The following is a 17,707-nucleotide window of genomic DNA, read 5'->3' on the forward strand; positions in this document are numbered from 1 at the left end:
CCACATTTGAATCGCGGGGCAACAGTAGGAGAGTGGTTGGCTGTCAGGCTGCCTTCGCAGGCAAGCCAGCTCCCACATTTGGATCGCGGGGCAACAGTGGGAGAGTGGTTGGCTGTCAGGTCGGCTTCGCAGGCAAGCCAGCTCCCACATTTGGATCGCGGGGCAACAGTTGGAGAGAGGTTGGCTGTCAGGTCGGCTTCGCAGGCAAGCCAGCTCCCACATTTGGGTCGCGGGGCAACCGTTGGAGAGTGGTTGGCTGTCAGGTCGGCTTCGCGGGCAAGGCAGATCCTACAAGGGGTTTGTTTTCACGAAGCCGGGTTTGAGGCCGAACACTTCCACGCCTTGGGCCGTCGCTTGCCCGGTGGTCACCTTCACCCGCTCCGACGGCTTATCCATCGCCTCGCGGTATTCGACCGTCTTATCCGCCCGGATCGCCTGGCTCGGAATCACAATCGCCTGCGCATTGTTGTAAGTCACAATAGTCAACCGCGCACTCATCCCCAGCCGCACCCGCTGCAACTGCTGCGGCGTGAGTTTGGGGATCGACAGGGTCACTGGAAACTGCGCGCTGCCCTGGCTGTCACCGGCAATCGCCAAGCCGCTCACCACGCTTACCGAGCCAGTCAGTCGCTCGCCGTCAAAACCATCCCCCAGCACTTCCACTGCCTGGCCCTGATGCAACTGGTTGATGTCCAGCTCCGAGACCTTGGCGACGATTTTAAGCCGTTCGATGTTCGCCAGGCCAAACAGCACCTGACCCTGACTGACCTTGCTGCCGGCTTGCACCGGGGCCGTGTTGTTGCCGCCAGCCTGAGGTGAATTATTGCCGGGTGGTGGCACCACAATGCCGGAGAACGGCGCCTTGACTTCCTTGCCTTCGAGCAGCTTGTGCAGGGCGTCGTATTTCACCGTGGCATTGGTCAGTTCCATGTCGGCGATCTGGCGGTATTCGCCCTTGCCCTGGTCGATGGCCTGCTGCAGTTCGCTGCGCGCGGAGGCAAGGTCCAGCTGTTGCTGCTGGGTCTGCTGCTTGAGGTCATCGAGTTCGTTGCGTGGGATGATGCCGCGCTTGAACAGGTTTTCACTTTCGGTAAGTTTGCGCTGGGTATTACTGGCTGTCATTTCGACGGTGCGTAAGCTACGGCGCGCGCGGGTGACGGTGGGGCCGTTGTCCCAGTCCTGCATTTCTTGCACGGTGCGCCGGGCCTTGAGTTGGGCGGAAAGGGCGTCGCGCAGTTGCACCTCCAGGGTCGCCGGGTCCATGCGCAACAGTACCTGGCCGGCCTCGACGCGCTGGCCTTGCTCCACCAGGTTGGCTTGCACATTGCCGTCGAAAGGCGCGGTGAGGGTGATAGTGGTGTCGGGCTCGATCTTGCCGACCAGGCCGATCTGGTGCACCAATGCCTCGGGCTTGACGACCTGCCATTGCTCTTGGGTGCCAACCGGATCGGAGGCCGGGCTGCGCAAGGTCAGGACCGCGCCGCCCAGTAAGAGAATAAGTACAGCGCCCAGCAGGCGTTTCTGATTAGTAGTCATTGAGGGCAATTTCCCAACTTTCCAGCGTCATGCCCAGGGTCAAGTCGAGCTGGGTCTGGGCGTTCAAATAAGCGATCAGCGCATTCAGCTGCGCGTTTTCGGCGTTGCGCAGGTCGGTCTCGAAACTCAGCACCTGGAAGTTGGTGGAACGTCCGGCGCTGAGTTTTTCCCGCTCGATCTCGATCTTGCGCCGCGACAATTCCACGGCGCGCTGGGAGATTTCATATTGGCGCCAACGGGTGCCGAGGTCGCGCACCACATCATTGACGCTGCGCTCCAGGGCCTGGCGCGCGTCGGTGATACGGATCTCCTGATCCTCCACATTCACCCGCGCGCGCACTTCGGCCTGGCGCGTACTGATGTCGCCGATGGGGATTTGCACCTGCACCCCGGCGTAGCTGTCCCAGGTGCGGTTGTTGGAACGGCCGGCGTTGTTATCGGTGTTGGCGCGTATCTGGTTGGCACCTGTCACCAAGTCCACCTGCCAGCGCCCGGAGTCCTTGGCGATTACCAGGTTGAGGTCGGCCTGCTGGCTGCCGAGCAAGACCGCCAGGTACTCCGGTTGCTGGGTCTGGGCCAGGGTAAAGGCCTGGCGCTTGTCGATCTGCATGGGCCTGGCCTCCAGGGCTTCGGTGGCGCGAATCGGTGTGGACAGGTCCAGGGCCAGCAGGCGCAGCAGGGCCAGGCGGTTGGTGTCCAGTTGGTTCTGCGCTTCTTCCACGCCGAGTTGCTGGGTGGCGATATCGGCTTCTGTCTGCACGATCTCGAACTCAGCCATGCGCCCGGCATTGATCAGCGCCTTGTTCACTTCCAGCAAGGTGCCGGAGCGCTTGAGGGCGTCCTGCACGATGCTCAACTGCTCCTGGGCGCGCAGCAGTTCGCGGTAGGTGGCAATGATCTGGCTGATGGTCTGTGCCACGGTGGCCTTGAGGTTCAGGCGGTTGGCCTGCTCCGACAGCCGTGACAGGCGCAGCGGTGCGGTGGTGGCGTCCCAGCCGGCGCCGCGCATCAGCGGCTGGATGATCGCCAGGTCAAGGCCGTCACTGCGGTAGCGGCCGGCGCGGTCGGCGTTGTTCAACTGCTGGGTCCAGGCCATGCTCAGGCGCGTGCCGTACTCGCCGAGCAGGCTGGTGGCCGGCGCCACGTTGGCATTGCGCGCATTGTCGGCCGAGCCGCGGGTGCTGCGGTAATAACTGTTGAGGGTGAGCTTGGGGTTGAACTCGTCTTCGGCCACGCGCAGGTCGAATTTCTGCGCCACCCGTTGCAGGTAGGCGCTGCGGATCGCCGGGTTGTTGCGCAGACCCAGGTACACCGCGTCGCCCAGGGTCAGGCTGGTGACCTGGGCATTCAACGAGACGCCCCGGTCATAGCCGCTGCGGGTCGTACTGGGTGCCGATGGCTTGATTACCACGTCGGCGGCCATGCCGGGCAGGCTGGCGAAGACGAGCAGCCAGAGCCATTTATTCATCGCGCAGGGCCTCCACCGGCTGCAAACGTGAGGCCGAGACCGCCGGGTAGATGCCAAAGAACAACCCCACCAGCAACGTACTGCCCACCCCCAATGGCAAGGCAGCAATCGCCAGGGCAAATTCCCAGCCCGACAGCCAGGCGTACAACCAGGCGGCGGTCAGGCCCAGCACGGCGCCGCAGAGGGCACCGACGGCGGTGAGGGTCACGGCTTCGAGCAGGAACAGGTTGCGGATATCTCGCTGACGCGCGCCGAGCGCCATGCGGATGCCGATCTCGCGGCGGCGCTCCGAAACGTTCATCAGCATCACGTTCATCACCCCCACGCCACCGCCCACCAGTGAGATTGCGCCCAGGGCCAGCAGCAGGTAGGCGAAGGTGCGGCTTTGCCGGGTCATGCCGTCGATCATCTGCTGGGGCACCTGGATGTCCACATCGTGGTCGGTCAGTTGGGGTTGCAGCACGACAGCCACGTCCTTGGCGATACGCTCCATGTCCTGGCCGGGCGCAGCGCGGATGATCAGGTTGCCGATCTGCGGCGTTGCATAGATGCGGCGCATGCCTTCGGCGGGAATGAACAGCGACTCGTTGGCTTGCACCGGCATCAGCATCGCCCGTGGCTGGCTGCGCAGGATGCCCACGATCAGGAACAGGTAGTCGTTGATGCGCACGCGATCGCCCAAACGCAACGGGTCACCTGGCGCTCCGAGTGACTGGGCCACTTGGTCGCCGATCACACCATAGGTTTCGTTGGCATCGAAACCCGACAGGAAGCGCCCCTGTTGCAACGCCAAGCGCATCGCGTCCTTGATGTCCGGGGTGCTGCCGACTAAGTTGGCGTTGACGGTACGGCCATGGAACACGATGGGGCCGCTGAACAGTGTGAGGGCGCCGACATGGGCAATGCCCGGCACCGTCTGGCGCACGGCGTCCAGGTCGAGGCGGGCGGGCATCGGGACAGTGCTGGCGCCTTTGGGGGGGAACTGTGCGATCAGGGTGTCGGTGCCCATGTCCTTGAAAATCATCGCGGCATCCACTGCCGCGTTGTGGCCGATATTGATCAGCGCAACCACCGACGAGCTGCCGATCACGATACCCAGCAGGGCCAGGATCGAGCGCTTGCCCAGGGTGCGCAGGCTGACGAAGGCTTCATGCAGCAGTTGGCTGAAGTTCTGTTCGACCCGCAGGCTGCTCTTTACCCGCTCGGTCATGGGCGCCCGGCCTCTTGCACCACGCCATTGCGCACCAGGATCTTGCGGTCCAGGCGCTCGGCGATGTGTGGGTCGTGGGTGACGATGATCAGGGTGACCTGTTGTTCGCGGTTCAGCGTCAGCAGCAGTTCCATGATGTCTTGGGCGGTGGTGCTGTCGAGGTTGCCGGTGGGTTCGTCGGCGAGGATCACCGAGGGCTTGCCTACCAGCGCCCGGGCAATGGCAACCCGCTGGCGCTGGCCGCCGGACAGGTCGGCGGGGCGATGGTGGGCGCGGTCGGCCAGGCCGACTTGTTCGAGCATGCGCAGGGCTTGCTCCACCGATTCATGGCGCGACACGCCGCGATAACTCAGGGGCAGGGCGACATTGTCCAGAGCGCTGAGGCGTGGCAACAGGTTGAAGCTCTGGAACACAAAACCGATCTGCTGGTTGCGGATGGCCGCCAACTGGTCGGGCGTGGCCGTGAAGATATCGTGGCCGGCAAAGTGGTATTGGCCACAGTTGGGCAGGTCCAGCAGGCCGAGGATATTGAGCAGGGTGCTTTTGCCGGAGCCGGAGGCGCCGAGGATGCCGCAGCTGTCGCCGCGGGCGATGGACAGGCACACATCATTGAGAATGGACAGGTGCTGCCCGGCCAGCTGATAGCGTTTGCCGATGCCTTGCAGGGAGATCAAGCCTGGGTGCGCGGGGGTATCTGTCATGAATACGCCTTCAGTCTCGACGCTGCCGTCAGCCGCCCCAGTAAAGCTTTGTAACAAGTTGGGAAGTTGGCCGGGGATGCGTCATGGACTGCTTTTGTTTCTTGTTTTTAAAATATTGTTTGAATACTAACCGCGTTCCAGGCGCTCCGCCAGCCATCGATATAGAGCGGCTCAAGCTTGGGAAAATGCCTACCTGCGAGGGCGAAAGGCAGCTCAAAACCCGCTTGGGACTCCCCCGTCGAGCCCGCCGGCCGAGGCTTTCGATCATATGGCGGTGTGTCACTACTTGCTTTCGAACGATGGCCCCGGTATAAAAAATCAAATTATTTTTTTAAACAATATTTCCCATGTGGAACTTCTATGGTCGCGAAGAAAGTCAGCGCTCCAAACATTACCAAGACTCGATTGCTGGATGCGACAGAGGCTCTCTTCATCAAATACGGATACGACGCGGTTTTGCTGCGGCAGATTACCGAGCGTGCCCAGGTGAATCTGGCTGCGGTGAACTACCATTTCGGGGACAAGGACTCCCTGATGCAAACCCTGCTCAAACAGCGCCTGGAGCCGCTCAACGAGCAGCGCCTGGAACTGCTTGCGCGCTGTGAGGCTGAGTCCGACGGCCCGTTGGACTGCGACACGTTGCTCGGCGTGCTGTTCGCCCCGGCCATGGGCCTGGAGCGCAGCGATCCAGCCAGCGCCAGTGGGGAAGGGCGTTCATTCATCCGCTTCCTGGGGCGGGTGTACAGCGACACGTCGCCGTTTATCCAGGAATACCTCAAGGTGCATTACCAGCCGGTGTTCCAGCGTTTTTTCGAGGCTTTTGCCTTGGCCTTGCCGGACCTGCCGCGCAATGAACTGGGCGTGCGTCTGCAATTTGCCCTCAAAGCGATTTCCGGGGTGATGGCCGGCACCGAGCTGCGCCTGCTGATGAACTCCATGAGCCTGGGCCGTCCGGCCACGGATGCCGAGGTGATGGCCAAGTTGATCACGCTGGTGTCAGCGGCGATTCGGGTACCGCAACAAAGCCCGGAGGCAGAAAATGCCTTGGCCAAGGTGCTGGATACCCAGCGTGCCATTCGTGAGCAGGCCATGGCACCAGCGAGCAAGGCCGCGCGTTGACGCAAATCCCAGGCAAAAAAAAGCCCGCTGGGGCGGCGGGCTTGATGTGCAACATTTGTAACGGATGAGGCTTCACATTACGTTCCGAGATGTGAATAAAGCGTGAAAACTTTGTAAGACAAACTGTGAAATTTCTGAAATGTGTGAACACATCGGAATTTTCCTCTTCCACCCAGCGGATTCAGATTTTCCAGCGCCCCGCACTCTTGGCCAGCCGCTGGCGCATCGCGTCCACGTTCTGCGCCAATTGCAGGGTTAGCAGCCGATAACCATCCAACGCGCTGTAGACCGGAGCATCCAGTGCTGGCTCGACACCCGCATGGCTTTGGCGCTCCAAGCGCTCCGTCACCCCTGACTTCAATGCCCGTGCCATCCCCACCAATTGCACGCGGATCTGCCGATGTTCGGCCTTCAACACCCCCCGCATGCGCGCCATCGCCTGTTCATCGCGAGGGTCGGGCCGGGTGTTGCCGAGAATCTCCAGGGTGCTGATGCACAGGCGCAGATGCCGCTGGATCGCGTCCAGTTCGGTCATGGAAATGCGCACTTCCTTGGACACCGACCGCATCAGTGAACGCAACTGCAACATCGCCGCATTCAGGCGGTTGAGCAACTTGAGGTGTTCATCACTGGTGACGGACTCGCCATTGATGATCCGGCTGTAGATCTGGGCACAATCGCGTAATGCGCTGGCCAGGTTGTAGCGCCAGGAGTACACGGCATACAGCGGCAGGGCAAAGGAGAACGCCAGGGCCAGGGCGATACCGATCAGGATGTCCACGGTGCGCCACAACCCATCCGACAGCGGGTTGTCACCGTGGCCTGCGACGATAAATACCGTGATCGCCGACAACAGTGCGGTGTACCCACCCTTGCCGATGGCGTGATAGGAAAAGAACCCGCACACCACCGACATCAACAGGTAGGTCAGGAGTGGCTGGCCGACGTACGCCTCCTGCACCACCAGCAACAACCCGACGCTGGCGCCGATCAACGTACCGTAGGCGCGCTCCACGGCTTTCTTGCCGATATTGCCATGGTGCTGCAACCCGCCGATCACCACCAGCATGGTCACCGAGGCCCACTCACCATGCGGCAGGTTGATGCCGGTGGTCAGCAGGATGGTCGCCAGCAAACCGATGGACACGCGCACGGCATGGATCAGCTTGGCATGGCGATAGCGGCGGTACGGGTCGAGCAGTGGGCGCAGCAGGCGCCGGGCAAACACAGGCAGGTGCAGGTTAATCAACGACGAATCGTCCTCTAGAAAATGTAATCGGTGGTCAGGAAACTCGAATCGCGGTTGCGCAGGATGTCGCTGACCAGCGCCTTGTTGCTCTCCTGGAACTTGGTCGCCACCAGGGTGCGGATCGAGAACACGCGCAAGGCGTCATGTACCGACAGCGTGCCCTCTGCCGAGTTCTTGCGTCCGTTGAACGGGAAGGTGTCGGGGCCGCGCTGGCACTGGGCGTTGATGTTGATACGGCCGACCTGGTTGGCGAAGGTGTCCACCAGGCGCCCGACTTCTGCGGCGCTGGTGCCGAAAATGCTCAACTGTTGGCCGAAGTCCGAGTCCAGCACGTAGTCGATCACGGTCTCCAGGTCGCGGTAGGGCACGATCGGCACCACCGGGCCGAACTGTTCCTCGTGGTACACGCGCATCTGTGGGTTCACCGGGTACAGCACCGCCGGATAAAAGAACGATCCACGACTTTCACCGCCATCTTCATTCACCACCGTGGCGCCCTGTTGCGCGGCGTCAGCCACCAGGCCGTTGAGGTAATCCACCTTGCCCACTTCGGGCAATGGCGTCAGCGCCACACCGTCTTCCCACGGCATACCGGGTTTGAGCGTGCCCAGCTTCTTGTTGAATTTCTCGATGAAGCGGTCGACGACGTCTTCATGCACGAAGAGGATTTTCAACGCGGTGCAGCGCTGGCCATTGAACGACAAGGAACCGGTGACGGCTTCGCTGACGGCATTGTCCAGGTCCACGTCGGGCAGCACGATGCCGGGGTTTTTCGCGTCCAGACCCAGCGCGGCGCGCAGGCGATGTGGCTTGGGGTGCAGTTTTTTCAGATCGCTGGCAGCCTTGTTGGTGCCGATAAACGCGAAGATATCGATCTTGCCGCTGGCCATCAGTGCGCTGACGGTTTCCCGGCCGCTGCCGTAGATCACATTGATCACCCCGGCCGGGAAACTGTCGCGGAACGCTTCCAGCAAAGGTCGGATCAGCAATACGCCAAGCTTGGCCGGCTTGAACACCACGGTGTTACCCATGATCAATGCCGGAATCAGCGTGGTGAAGGTTTCGTTCAGCGGGTAGTTATACGGGCCCATGCACAGGGCCACGCCCAGCGGCACGCGTCGGATCTGGCCGAGGGTGTCCTGTTCCAGTTCGAAGCGGCTGGAGCGGCGGTCGAGTTCCTTGAGGGCGTTGATGGTGTCGGTGATGTAGTCGCAGGTGCGGTCGAACTCTTTCTGCGAGTCCTTGAGGTTCTTGCCGATTTCCCACATCAGCAGCTTGACCACTGCGTCGCGCTGTTCACGCATGCGGCGCAGGAAGGCTTCGACGTGTTGGATACGTTCAGCCACACGCATCGTCGGCCATTCACCCTGGCCCCGGTCATAGGCACGAACGGCGGCGTCGAGGGCGGTGAGGGCGGTGTCGGCGTCCAGCAACGGCGTGCTGCCGATGTGCACACGTTCGTCGCCAAACTGCACCGGGCTTTGCACCTTGGCCAAGGGGCCGTTCCACACCTTCAACTGGCCATCGACCAGGTAATCACGCTGTTCAATGGGCGCTCCCAGCTGGAATTGCTCGGGAATCTCGGCGGCGGAGTCTGGAAACAGCTGGGCAAGCAGGTTGCTGGTGGTCATGTCACTACCCCTGGAATAGTTGCAAAACATGACTAGAGAGTCACCCAACAACAGGCTCTATGGCAAGGCTTGCGCGCTTTCTTGTACGCAGTGTTGTGGCTGAAGGTTAAACTGCGCGGCTTTTCAGAAGGAGTTCACATGAGTCAGTACCAGCCGGGCATTCTTGCCGCACCGGTGCCGTTGCAGGCACGCCATCTGTTTTTTGCCGTGGACTCACTGACCGCCGTGCACGCTGCGTTGGACACGTTGGTGCAGTTGACCGATTCGGCGGCGGTGGTCGGTTTTGGCGAGCCGCTGGTCAATGCCTTGGGCGCCCGGATTGAAGGCCTGCGCGCCTTTCCCTCCGTCAGTGGGCCGGGTGCGCACAACCCCTCTACCCAGCACGCGCTGTGGGTATGGCTGCACGGCGTGGACCGTGGTGAGTTGCTGTTGCGCAGCCGCGCCTTCGAAAAAGCCCTGGCCCCGGCGTTTCGCTTGGTGCAGATGACCGAAGGCTTCCGCTACAAGACCGGCTTCGACCTTACCGACTACGAAGACGGCACCGAGAACCCCCACGACGATGCGGCGGTTGAAGCCGCCCTGACCGACAGCGGCGCCAGCTTTGCCGCGATCCAGCAATGGCAGCACGACCTCGACGGCTTCGCCGCCTTGCCCGCGCAGGAGCGCGACTACATCATCGGTCGCCGCCATGGCGACAACGAAGAACTCGACGACGCCCCCGAGTCCGCCCACACCAAACGCACCGCCCAGGAAAGCTTCACCCCGGAAGCCTTCGTGGTACGCCGCTCCATGCCTTGGGCGGAGAACGGCCAGGCCGGGTTGATGTTTCTCGCGTTCGGCCACTCCTTCGATGCATTCGAAGCGCAACTGCGCCGCATGAGTGGACTGGAAGATGGCATTGTCGATGGCCTGTACCGCATCAGCACACCGTTGACCGGCGGTTACTACTGGTGCCCACCGATCAAGGAGGGGCACCTGGACCTGAGCGCGCTGGCTTGAATCACGCGTAGGCCACCCGTCATAAAACCGTTCCTGAAGGTGATGGGGGGCGGGCAGCTTCAGGTACAACAACGATTGGGCCGCGCCAAACATTCCGTTGGAAACACATATTTTTTCAACGGAATGACCTCGGGCCATCAACTAACAAACATGACCACAACCGCATGAAATTCAGGGTGATTCTTGCGGTCGTCGACGACCCGCAAGCGCCATCGTTCGTAAAGGCAAATATATCTAATTATCTCGATAGGGATGCCGAAGCAATCGCCGGGGGGTTGGCATTGTTTTAGTAACTGTGTATCGAACTGTATCCCCGCACCCTCCTGATACACCCGCATGACGTTCTATCGCGTTCGCGACACAGACCGGATACACGCCTGGCTTTAACTCTGCACACCAGCTGGCGCAGGCGGTCACCGACCCCGAGGCGCCCTGGCCATACTCAGTCAAGCCAGGAGACTCACCCCATGAAGCGTCCTTACGCAGCCCTCGCGGCAACCCTCGCCCTGTCCCTCAGTGCCTTCGCGGCCGTGGCCCATGCCGATGAACCCAAGCCCCAGGAAAAGTGCTTCGGCGTGGCCCTGGCCGGTGCCAACGACTGCGCCGCAGGCGCTGGCACCTCATGCGCCGCCACTTCCACCACCGACTACCAGGGCAACGCCTGGGTACTGGTGGACAAAGGCACCTGCACCCAGATCAAGACCCCTAAAGGCTTCGGCAGCCTGACGGAGCAGCCGTGATCCAGCGCCTGCTTCCCGATGCCCTGTTGTTGCTGGTGGCACGGGTGGCGATCGCGGCGGTGTTCTTCCTGTCGGGGCGCACCAAGGTCACGGGGTTTATTGAACTCAAACCGTCGACCTACACGCTTTTCCGTTCGGAATACGCCTTGCCGCTGATTCCGCCGGACTGGGCCGCGCACCTGGCGACCTACGCCGAGCACTTGTTCCCGCTGCTGCTGGTGCTCGGCCTGCTGACCCGCCCGGCCGCTGCTGCGCTGTTGGGCATGACCCTGGTGATCGAGGTGTTTGTGTACCCCGCCGCCTGGCCGGTGCACCTCACCTGGGCGGGCCTGTTGTTGCCGCTGCTGGCGTACGGCGGTGGGGCCTGGTCGTTGGACCGCCTCATCTCAGGCAAGCGTTCTTAACTTTGATGGAGATTTCCAATGCGTATGCTTTCTTCCCTGGCCATTGCCATGGCCCTGACTGTCCCGATGCTGGCCCAGGCGGCAGATGCCCCGCAGCCCGGCACTGGTAAAAGCGTGGTGATCGTGCCCGGTTCGTTTGTCGACGGTTCCGGCTGGCGCGTGGTGCACGACATCCTGATTCACAAGGGCTACAAGGTCACCGTGGTGCACCAGGGCCACGAGAGCCTGGCCGCCGATGTGGCCGAGGCCCGCGAAGTGCTGGAGCAGCAAGTCGGGCCGGTGGTGCTAGTGGGCCACAGTTCAGGTGGCGGGGTGATCTCGATTGCCGGCGACCGCGACAAGGTCAAGTCGCTGGTCTACGTCTCGGCGCTGCAGCCGGAAGTGGGCGAGAACATGGCCCAGTTGATCGGCTCGATGCCGGCGCCCAGCGATGACATCAAGGCCAGCCGCGACGGTCATCTGTTCTTCGACCGCACCAAGTTCAACGCCGACTTTGCTGCCGACCTGACCACCAACCGCACCGACTTCATGGCCGCCTCCCAAGTGCCGGCGACCACCGCCTTGTTCGGCGGCACCGTATGGGCCGCGGCCTGGCACAAAAAACCGACTTATGCCGTGGTCTCCACCGAAGACCGCGCTCTGAGCCCGGACCTGCAGCGTTGGATGTACAAACGCGCGGGTTCCAAGGTCACCGAAATCAAGGCCAGCCACTCGGTGTACATCTCCCAGCCTGAGGCTGTGGCGAAGGTCATCGAAGACGCTGCTTCCGTTATCAAGTAATTCACCCCAACCCTGGAGCAATACCCATGAACACTGCACTCAAATCCCGTCTGAGCCTCGCTGCCGCGGCTGCCCTGATCGCCATGGCCTCCGCTTCGTTCGCTACCGCCGCCAGCGCCGCCAGCGCCGCCGACGCGCCGGAAAAGCCCGGCCGTTGCTACGGCGTCAACACCTGCAAAGGCACCAGCCTGTGCGCCACCGCCAAGAACGACTGCAAAGGCCTCAACAGTTGCAAAGGCGAAGGCGTGATCGTCAAGACCCCGTCCGAGTGCCTCAAGGCTGGCGGTACCTTGACTGAACCTAAATAACGCCTCACCCCCTTTAGGCGCGGGCGAACCCGCTCCTAAAGGGTTATTGGAGCCCCTCAATGTCGACATCCAATCCTCACTTTTCAGGCTACGGCCTGGGACTGCGCAAGGAGCATTACTGCGATTTCCTGGAGACCTCGGTGCCCGTGGATTTCGTCGAAGTGATCTCCGAAAACTTCATGGTCGCGGGCGGTCAGCCCCGGCATATCCTGCGACAAGTCCGCGAGCGCTACCCGGTGGCGCTGCACGGTGTGTCCATGTCCATCGGCACCGCCGAAGGGCTGGATGCGGATTACTTGAAGCGCCTCAAGTCGCTGGTGGATGAAGTCGAGCCCCTGTTTGTGTCCGACCACCTGAGTTGGTCGCGCAGCGCTGGCTTCAATTCCCATGACTTGCTGCCAGTGCCTTACACCGACGAGGCGCTGGATCGGGTGTGTGCCAATATCCAGCAAGCCCAGGACGTGTTGGGCCGCACGATGTTGTTCGAGAACCCCTCAAGCTACCTGGCGTTTGAAGGCGCCTCCATGACCGAATGGGAATTTATTGCAGCCATGGCCAAGCGCACCGGCTGCGAACTGCTGCTGGACGTCAATAATGTGTTCGTCAGCGCCAGCAACCACGGTTTCGACGCCCTGGCGTTTCTCAATGGCCTCCCTGCCGAGCGCGTGCGCCAGGTGCACTTGGCCGGCCACAGTCAAGGCCGTGAGATGTTGATCGACAGCCATGACAGCCCGGTGTGCACCGGAGTCTGGGAACTGTACGCCCAGGCCATGACCCGGCTGGGCCCGGTGGCGACCATGATCGAGCGTGACGATGAGATCCCGCCGCTCGCCGAACTGCTTCAGGAGTTGTCCATGGCCCGAACGTTGGGAGCGCAACGATGAACCTGGCGCAGCTACAACAGACCTTTCGCCGCTGGTTGGTGAGTGCGTCGGATGAATCCGCGCAGGCGCTGGGCAATCACCACGCCGGCCTGGCGGTGTACCAGAACAACTACCGTGCGCAGTTGGTCGGTTGCCTGGAGCAGGCGTTTCCCTACCTGCGTCGTTGGGTCGGGGAGGAAGCCTTCCTGGCCGCGAGCATCACCCATATCGACCGTCATCCGCCTCACGCCTGGACCCTGGACGCGTACCCGGAGGGCTTCTACGCCACTTTGAAAGAGGTGTTCCCAGGCAACCCGGATGTGCATGAGCTGGCCTGGATCGAGTCGGCCCTCAATGAAGCCTTTGTCGCCGCCGACGCACAGCCATTGGCCCTGGAGGCCTTGGCCGAGCTGGATTGGGACACGGCGGTGTTGCAGCTCACGCCGTCGCTGCGCTGCCACGGCCTGACCACCAATGCCGAGGCCATCTGGTCGGCGCTGTGGCAGGACGCACCGGTGCCGGAAGCGGTAATGCTGGCGCAAGCGGGTGGCTTGCTGGTGTGGCGACGGCAGTTCACGTCGCGTTTGCGCCAGGTGGATGCGTTGGAGCTACTGGCCGTGCAACACCTGCAGGCCGATGGCAGTTTCGCTGGGCTGTGTGAGTACTTGGTGCAACGCCTGGGGGAAGAAGCGGGCGTGATGCAGGCGGGTGAATACCTGGCCGGTTGGCTGGGCAGTGAATTGATAGTGGGAGTCCGTCATGTTTGATCGTCGTGGTTTTTTGCTGTTGGCGGCGGTGGTGATGGCCGCACCGGCATTGGCAGTGCAACAGGTCAGCATTGATGACGGAGAGATCCGCTATGCAGTGTTCGGGCCGGAGGAGAGCCGGGCGATCATTTTGCTGGCGGCGGATGTGAACGCGTTTGCAGCGATCACCGGACCGCTGGCTGCGCAAGGTTTCCGGGTGATCGTCCCGTACCTGCGCGGGCAGGATGAGGCGGTACAGGGCCAGGATGTGCTGGAATTGATGAACGCGCTGCATATTCCTGAGGCTGTGCTCGCCGGTGTGGACGTCGGCGGACGGGTGGCCATCCGTGCTGCGGCCTTGAAACCGAGCCGCTGCGTGGGCCTGGTCAGCTTGAACACCGCACCCCAGGCCGGTTTTGGCGAGGCGGTGGGGGTTATGGCGAAGACCGGGCACTGGCGAACATGAAACTACTGACAGCCAGCCAATCCACGCCTGAAAAAATTCGCCGCAGCCCTTAATCTAAAAGCCTTTGTCACTTGCGCGGATTGTCCATGTCTTCTGTTGCCGATGGGTTGCCCCTCAATAAACGCCTGCCGGCCGTGATTGCGATCTCCCTGGGGATTGGCATGGCGACCCTGGACACCGCCATCGTCAACACGGCGTTGCCGACCCTGGCCGAGGGGATTGGCACCGATTCCGCCTCGGTGATCTGGGTGGTGAATGCCTACCAGTTGGCGATCATTGCCACGGTGCTGCCGTTTGCGTCCCTCAGTGATGTGCTGGGGCATCGCCGGGTGTACCTCGGCGGGTTGCTGCTGTTTATTGTCTCATCGCTGTTTTGCGGGTTGGCCGGCTCACTGGTCACCCTGACGGCGGCGCGGGTGGTGCAGGGGCTGGGCGCGGCGGCGATCATGAGCGTGAACACGGCGTTGCTGCGGCATATTTACCCGTCAAACATGCTGGGTCGGGGGCTGGGGTATAACTCCCTGGTGGTGGGGCTCGCATTTACCCTTGGGCCGACGGCGGCGTCAGCGATTCTGTCGGTGGCGACCTGGCACTGGCTGTACCTGATCAATGTGCCGTTGGGTGTGCTGGCGCTGGCGTTGGGCCTGCGCTCGTTGCCGACCTTGCCGATGACCGGGCATGCCTTCGACCGCTTTGCGGCCGTGTTGTGTGCGGGGCTGTTTGCCTTGCTGGTACTCGGCCTGGGTACGGCGGTGCACGGCGCCCAGGGTGCGTTGACTTTGGGCCTGATCGCCGTGGCGCTGGTGTGCGGTGCAGGGTTGCTGCGGCGCCAGGCCGGGCACCCGGCGCCGATGCTGGCGCTGGACCTGTTCAAGCGCCCGGTGTTTGCGTTGTCTTCCCTTACCGCTATTTGCGCGTTCAGCGCCCAGGGCCTGGCGTTTGTGTCGCTGCCCTTCCTGTTGCAGGCGGTGCTTGGCCATAGCCAGGTGGAAACCGGCTTTCTGATGACACCGTGGCCCGCGGTGGTGGCGGTGATGGCGCTGGTGGCGGGGCGCCTGGCCGACCGCGTGAACCTGGGCGTGCTGTGCGGCATCGGTCTGTTGATGCTCAGCGTGGGCATGGCCGCGCTCGCGACCTTGGGCAGCGGCGCTTCGGCATTGGATATCGGCTGGCGCATGGCGCTGTGCGGGGCGGGTTTCGGCTTCTTCCAGTCGCCCAACCTCAAGGCGTTGATGACCAGCGCACCACTGGCCCGCAGCGGCGGGGCGAGTGGCATCGTGGCCATTTCGCGGTTGTTGGGGCAGACGTTGGGCGCGTCGTTGGTGGCCTTGTGCTTCCATCTGTCCATGGGCAGTGGTCCGCAATCTGCGCTGTGGCTGGGCTGTGGATTTGCCTTGGTCGGGGCCGTGGCCAGTGGTTTACGGTTGTTACCCTATGGGAAAAAGTGCTGATTAACGCTACCGTGGCGACCTGAGTATTTCGGAATGTTTCGGATTTATGTCCAGCCTGGCCCTCCGCACCGCTGATACCCACTCCCGCCGCGCCGCACTGACCCTGGCTTTATGCCTGCCCAGCGACGTGTTGCTCTACTTGCTGCTGCCGATGGAATCCCAGGCCTTCGGCATTACCCTGGCCCAGGCCGGTGTGCTGCTGGCAGCCAACCGCCTGGTGCGGATTTTCGGCTACCGCCATGTGCTCAATTTCTACGCGCGTCACGGCGACCGCCTGACCTGCATGATCGCCGCCGGCGCCGCAACCCTGTGCGCCGTGGGCAACTCGCTGTTGTCCGGCTTCGCCGCCTTGCTCTGCCTGCGACTGGTGTGGGGCCTGTGTTTTGCTGCGTTGAACCTGTCGACCCAAGTCTTGGCCACTTCGGAGCCAGCCGGTGCCGCACGCCGGGCCGGGCGTTCCCGCGCGCTGATTGCCCTGGGACCGATGCTGGCGTTGCCGTTGGGCGGCTGGCTGACACTGATGGCCGGGCCACGTCCGATCTTTCTGATTCTGGCCGGGTGCTGCCTGGTGGGCTTGTGGATGGCGCGCGGTTTGCCTAGGGCCGGGCATGATTTGCACGGCACGCCGGGGCGGCGCTTCAAGTGGCCGGACAGTGTGGCAATGTGGTCGTTTATCGAGGGGGTGGCGCTGGACGGCCTGTTTATCTTCGGGCTGTCGATCCAGGCACAGAAGCTCTTGGGCGGTGATGCGGTGCTGATCGCCGGTGGCTTGATGGCGCTGCGTTATGTCTCGGAAATGCTCCTGAGCCCCTTGGGGGGGCGCGCAGCCCAGCGTTTCGGCGCGACCTCGATGTTGCTGCTGTTTTCGTTCCTCAGTGCCCTGGCCCTGATCGCGTTCGGCAGCTACTGGGTGATTGTCGGTGCGGCGGCGGTGCTGGTGCTGCGCGCCCTGCAACTGCCGCTGGTGACGACATTGGTGGCCGAGCGCAACCCAGGGTCCATGCGCGTGTCGGCCCTGGCCTCGAATGCCGTGTGGCGCGATATCGGCGCCGGCCTCGGGCCATTACTCGCCGGCCTGTTGCTGCCGATTGCCTCGGCCCCCTGGGTGTTTGGCCTGGCGGGTGCTGCCATTGCCGTAAGTGCCGTGTTCTGTTGGCGGACAAAGATGCCCAACTGACGATATGGGGGGCATCAAGGAGACTGCGTAGGTGCGCTGGCCTAAGCGGTTTTAAAGGTGTCCAGCCACGCGGGGTCGAACCGGGTCTGCTCGGTATCGAGCCCCTGCGCCTGCATCTTGGCCTTATGTGCCTCGACCTCAGCGACCAGTTGCACCTGGGCGCTGGAGTTGGCGTCCAGCTCATGCATCTGCGTCAGGCCCAAGTGATAAAAGCGCAGCACCTTCAGCGCCGTCGGATCATTCGCCTGCACCCGCTCCGTGACCTTGTGCATTACATTGGTCACGCTCATCAGGTTGCGCTTGAGTTGCCAGCCATACACCGCCGCCGCCAGCCACGGCTGGGTCCAGAACGGGCCGCGCACCAGCGCCACCGTGATCAACACTCCGGCGAACACCCCGCCGACATTGAAGCGCAAGTTGTCTCCGCCAGGCTCGCCAAACAGCATCACCGCCAGGCTCGACAGCAACATGGCCAGGGCCAGGAACAGCACCGCCACGATCAACGTACTACGTCGGGTCTGTTGACGGAAGGTGACGGGGTCGCAGGGTTTGAGCTCGAACATCCGGTTCATGTCTCCAGAAGGGGCGGGCATCATCTCACGCCTGGGCAAACAAGTTGAACGTTGGCGCATAGCGGTTTCTCTAAACCTGTGTAGACCCACTGAGGTGAAGCATCATGTCCGACTACAACCAGCCACCACCCGGCACCCCGAACCCTGACCGCACACCCGGCGAAGAAGAGCGCGACAACGACGCGTTGCGCCCCAACGACCCGGCGGAGCGTCAGAACGATGACGTGGAACGCGTCGAGGAAGACCTGGAAAACCTGCATGACAAGGCCCGTCCGCTCTGAATGAGG

At 62.5% G+C, this 17,707-nt stretch carries 19 protein-coding genes; 12 read left to right on the top strand and 7 right to left on the bottom strand.

Annotated elements, in window-relative coordinates; all coding sequences use genetic code 11:
* Positions 1-288: 288 nt before the first annotated feature.
* Genes AB4O08_RS23770 through AB4O08_RS23785 form a run of 4 tightly spaced genes read right to left on the bottom strand, consistent with a single transcriptional unit; the run spans position 289 to position 4,915 of the window.
* Positions 289-1,536, bottom strand: a complete 1,248-nt coding sequence (locus tag AB4O08_RS23770) for an efflux RND transporter periplasmic adaptor subunit (protein ID WP_460114392.1) — start codon at positions 1,534-1,536, stop codon at positions 289-291.
* Entirely contained in the window at positions 1,526-3,004 is a 1,479-nt protein-coding gene (locus AB4O08_RS23775; RefSeq protein ID WP_042572134.1) for a TolC family protein, read from the bottom strand. The genes AB4O08_RS23770 and AB4O08_RS23775 overlap by 11 nt, the downstream gene beginning before the upstream one ends.
* Entirely contained in the window at positions 2,997-4,214 is a 1,218-nt protein-coding gene (locus AB4O08_RS23780) for an ABC transporter permease (RefSeq protein WP_460114393.1), read from the bottom strand. Before AB4O08_RS23780 ends, AB4O08_RS23775 begins: the two co-directional genes overlap by 8 nt.
* Positions 4,211-4,915: an ABC transporter ATP-binding protein gene (locus AB4O08_RS23785; RefSeq protein WP_042572136.1), complete on the bottom strand. Its 705-nt coding sequence runs from the start codon at positions 4,913-4,915 to the stop codon at positions 4,211-4,213. The genes AB4O08_RS23780 and AB4O08_RS23785 overlap by 4 nt, the downstream gene beginning before the upstream one ends.
* Before the next feature lie 360 nt (positions 4,916-5,275).
* Between AB4O08_RS23785 and AB4O08_RS23790 the strand changes: the two genes are divergently transcribed.
* Positions 5,276-6,034: a TetR/AcrR family transcriptional regulator gene (locus tag AB4O08_RS23790; protein ID WP_010209536.1), complete on the top strand. Its 759-nt coding sequence runs from the start codon at positions 5,276-5,278 to the stop codon at positions 6,032-6,034.
* 181 nt (positions 6,035-6,215) lie between these two features.
* On the opposite strand, the gene AB4O08_RS23795 is transcribed toward AB4O08_RS23790, so the two are convergent.
* Both AB4O08_RS23795 and AB4O08_RS23800 read right to left on the bottom strand, forming a co-directional pair.
* The gene (locus tag AB4O08_RS23795) at positions 6,216-7,274 is read right to left on the bottom strand and encodes an FUSC family protein (protein ID WP_460114875.1); all 1,059 of its coding nucleotides are present in this window, start codon (positions 7,272-7,274) and stop codon (positions 6,216-6,218) included.
* Positions 7,275-7,297: 23 nt separating this feature from the next.
* Positions 7,298-8,914 (bottom strand): NADP-dependent glyceraldehyde-3-phosphate dehydrogenase, encoded by a 1,617-nt coding sequence (locus AB4O08_RS23800; RefSeq protein WP_460114394.1) that lies wholly within the window; start codon positions 8,912-8,914, stop codon positions 7,298-7,300.
* A 138-nt stretch (positions 8,915-9,052) separates the two neighbouring features.
* On the opposite strand from AB4O08_RS23800, the gene AB4O08_RS23805 reads away from it, so the two are divergent.
* From AB4O08_RS23805 to AB4O08_RS23850, 10 genes are all read left to right on the top strand, one after another.
* Positions 9,053-9,913: a Dyp-type peroxidase gene (locus AB4O08_RS23805; protein ID WP_106119305.1), complete on the top strand. Its 861-nt coding sequence runs from the start codon at positions 9,053-9,055 to the stop codon at positions 9,911-9,913.
* A 467-nt stretch (positions 9,914-10,380) separates the two neighbouring features.
* On the top strand, positions 10,381-10,653 hold the full coding sequence (locus AB4O08_RS23810) for a BufA1 family periplasmic bufferin-type metallophore (protein ID WP_010209548.1): 273 nt from the start codon (positions 10,381-10,383) through the stop codon (positions 10,651-10,653).
* Complete coding sequence (locus tag AB4O08_RS23815; protein ID WP_431479770.1) at positions 10,650-11,057, top strand: DoxX family protein; 408 nt, start codon at positions 10,650-10,652, stop codon at positions 11,055-11,057. Before AB4O08_RS23810 ends, AB4O08_RS23815 begins: the two co-directional genes overlap by 4 nt.
* Positions 11,058-11,075: 18 nt before the next feature.
* Complete coding sequence (locus AB4O08_RS23820; RefSeq protein ID WP_010209550.1) at positions 11,076-11,837, top strand: alpha/beta fold hydrolase; 762 nt, start codon at positions 11,076-11,078, stop codon at positions 11,835-11,837.
* Between the two features lie 26 nt (positions 11,838-11,863).
* A complete protein-coding gene (bufA2, locus tag AB4O08_RS23825; RefSeq protein ID WP_106119303.1) occupies positions 11,864-12,145 on the top strand; it encodes a BufA2 family periplasmic bufferin-type metallophore in 282 nt (93 codons plus the stop codon).
* A 59-nt stretch (positions 12,146-12,204) separates the two neighbouring features.
* On the top strand, positions 12,205-13,029 hold the full coding sequence (gene bufB / locus AB4O08_RS23830) for an MNIO family bufferin maturase (protein ID WP_010209552.1): 825 nt from the start codon (positions 12,205-12,207) through the stop codon (positions 13,027-13,029).
* Positions 13,026-13,775, top strand: a complete 750-nt coding sequence (locus AB4O08_RS23835) for an HvfC/BufC N-terminal domain-containing protein (protein WP_021492770.1) — start codon at positions 13,026-13,028, stop codon at positions 13,773-13,775. Before bufB ends, AB4O08_RS23835 begins: the two co-directional genes overlap by 4 nt.
* Positions 13,768-14,220: an alpha/beta fold hydrolase gene (locus AB4O08_RS23840; protein WP_460114395.1), complete on the top strand. Its 453-nt coding sequence runs from the start codon at positions 13,768-13,770 to the stop codon at positions 14,218-14,220. Before AB4O08_RS23835 ends, AB4O08_RS23840 begins: the two co-directional genes overlap by 8 nt.
* An 86-nt stretch (positions 14,221-14,306) precedes the next feature.
* Positions 14,307-15,671, top strand: a complete 1,365-nt coding sequence (locus AB4O08_RS23845) for an MFS transporter (protein ID WP_010209557.1) — start codon at positions 14,307-14,309, stop codon at positions 15,669-15,671.
* Positions 15,672-15,717: 46 nt separating this feature from the next.
* On the top strand, positions 15,718-16,848 hold the full coding sequence (locus AB4O08_RS23850; protein WP_045791930.1) for an MFS transporter: 1,131 nt from the start codon (positions 15,718-15,720) through the stop codon (positions 16,846-16,848).
* Positions 16,849-16,889: 41 nt separating this feature from the next.
* Here AB4O08_RS23850 and AB4O08_RS23855 read toward each other — a convergent pair whose 3' ends face one another.
* Positions 16,890-17,411: a DUF3087 family protein gene (locus AB4O08_RS23855; protein ID WP_010209560.1), complete on the bottom strand. Its 522-nt coding sequence runs from the start codon at positions 17,409-17,411 to the stop codon at positions 16,890-16,892.
* 113 nt (positions 17,412-17,524) lie between these two features.
* On the opposite strand from AB4O08_RS23855, the gene AB4O08_RS23860 reads away from it, so the two are divergent.
* Positions 17,525-17,701, top strand: a complete 177-nt coding sequence (locus AB4O08_RS23860) for a hypothetical protein (RefSeq protein ID WP_010209563.1) — start codon at positions 17,525-17,527, stop codon at positions 17,699-17,701.
* The last annotated feature ends 6 nt before the right edge of the window (positions 17,702-17,707 follow it).

This window comes from Pseudomonas sp. H3_E07 (assembly GCF_054668895.1).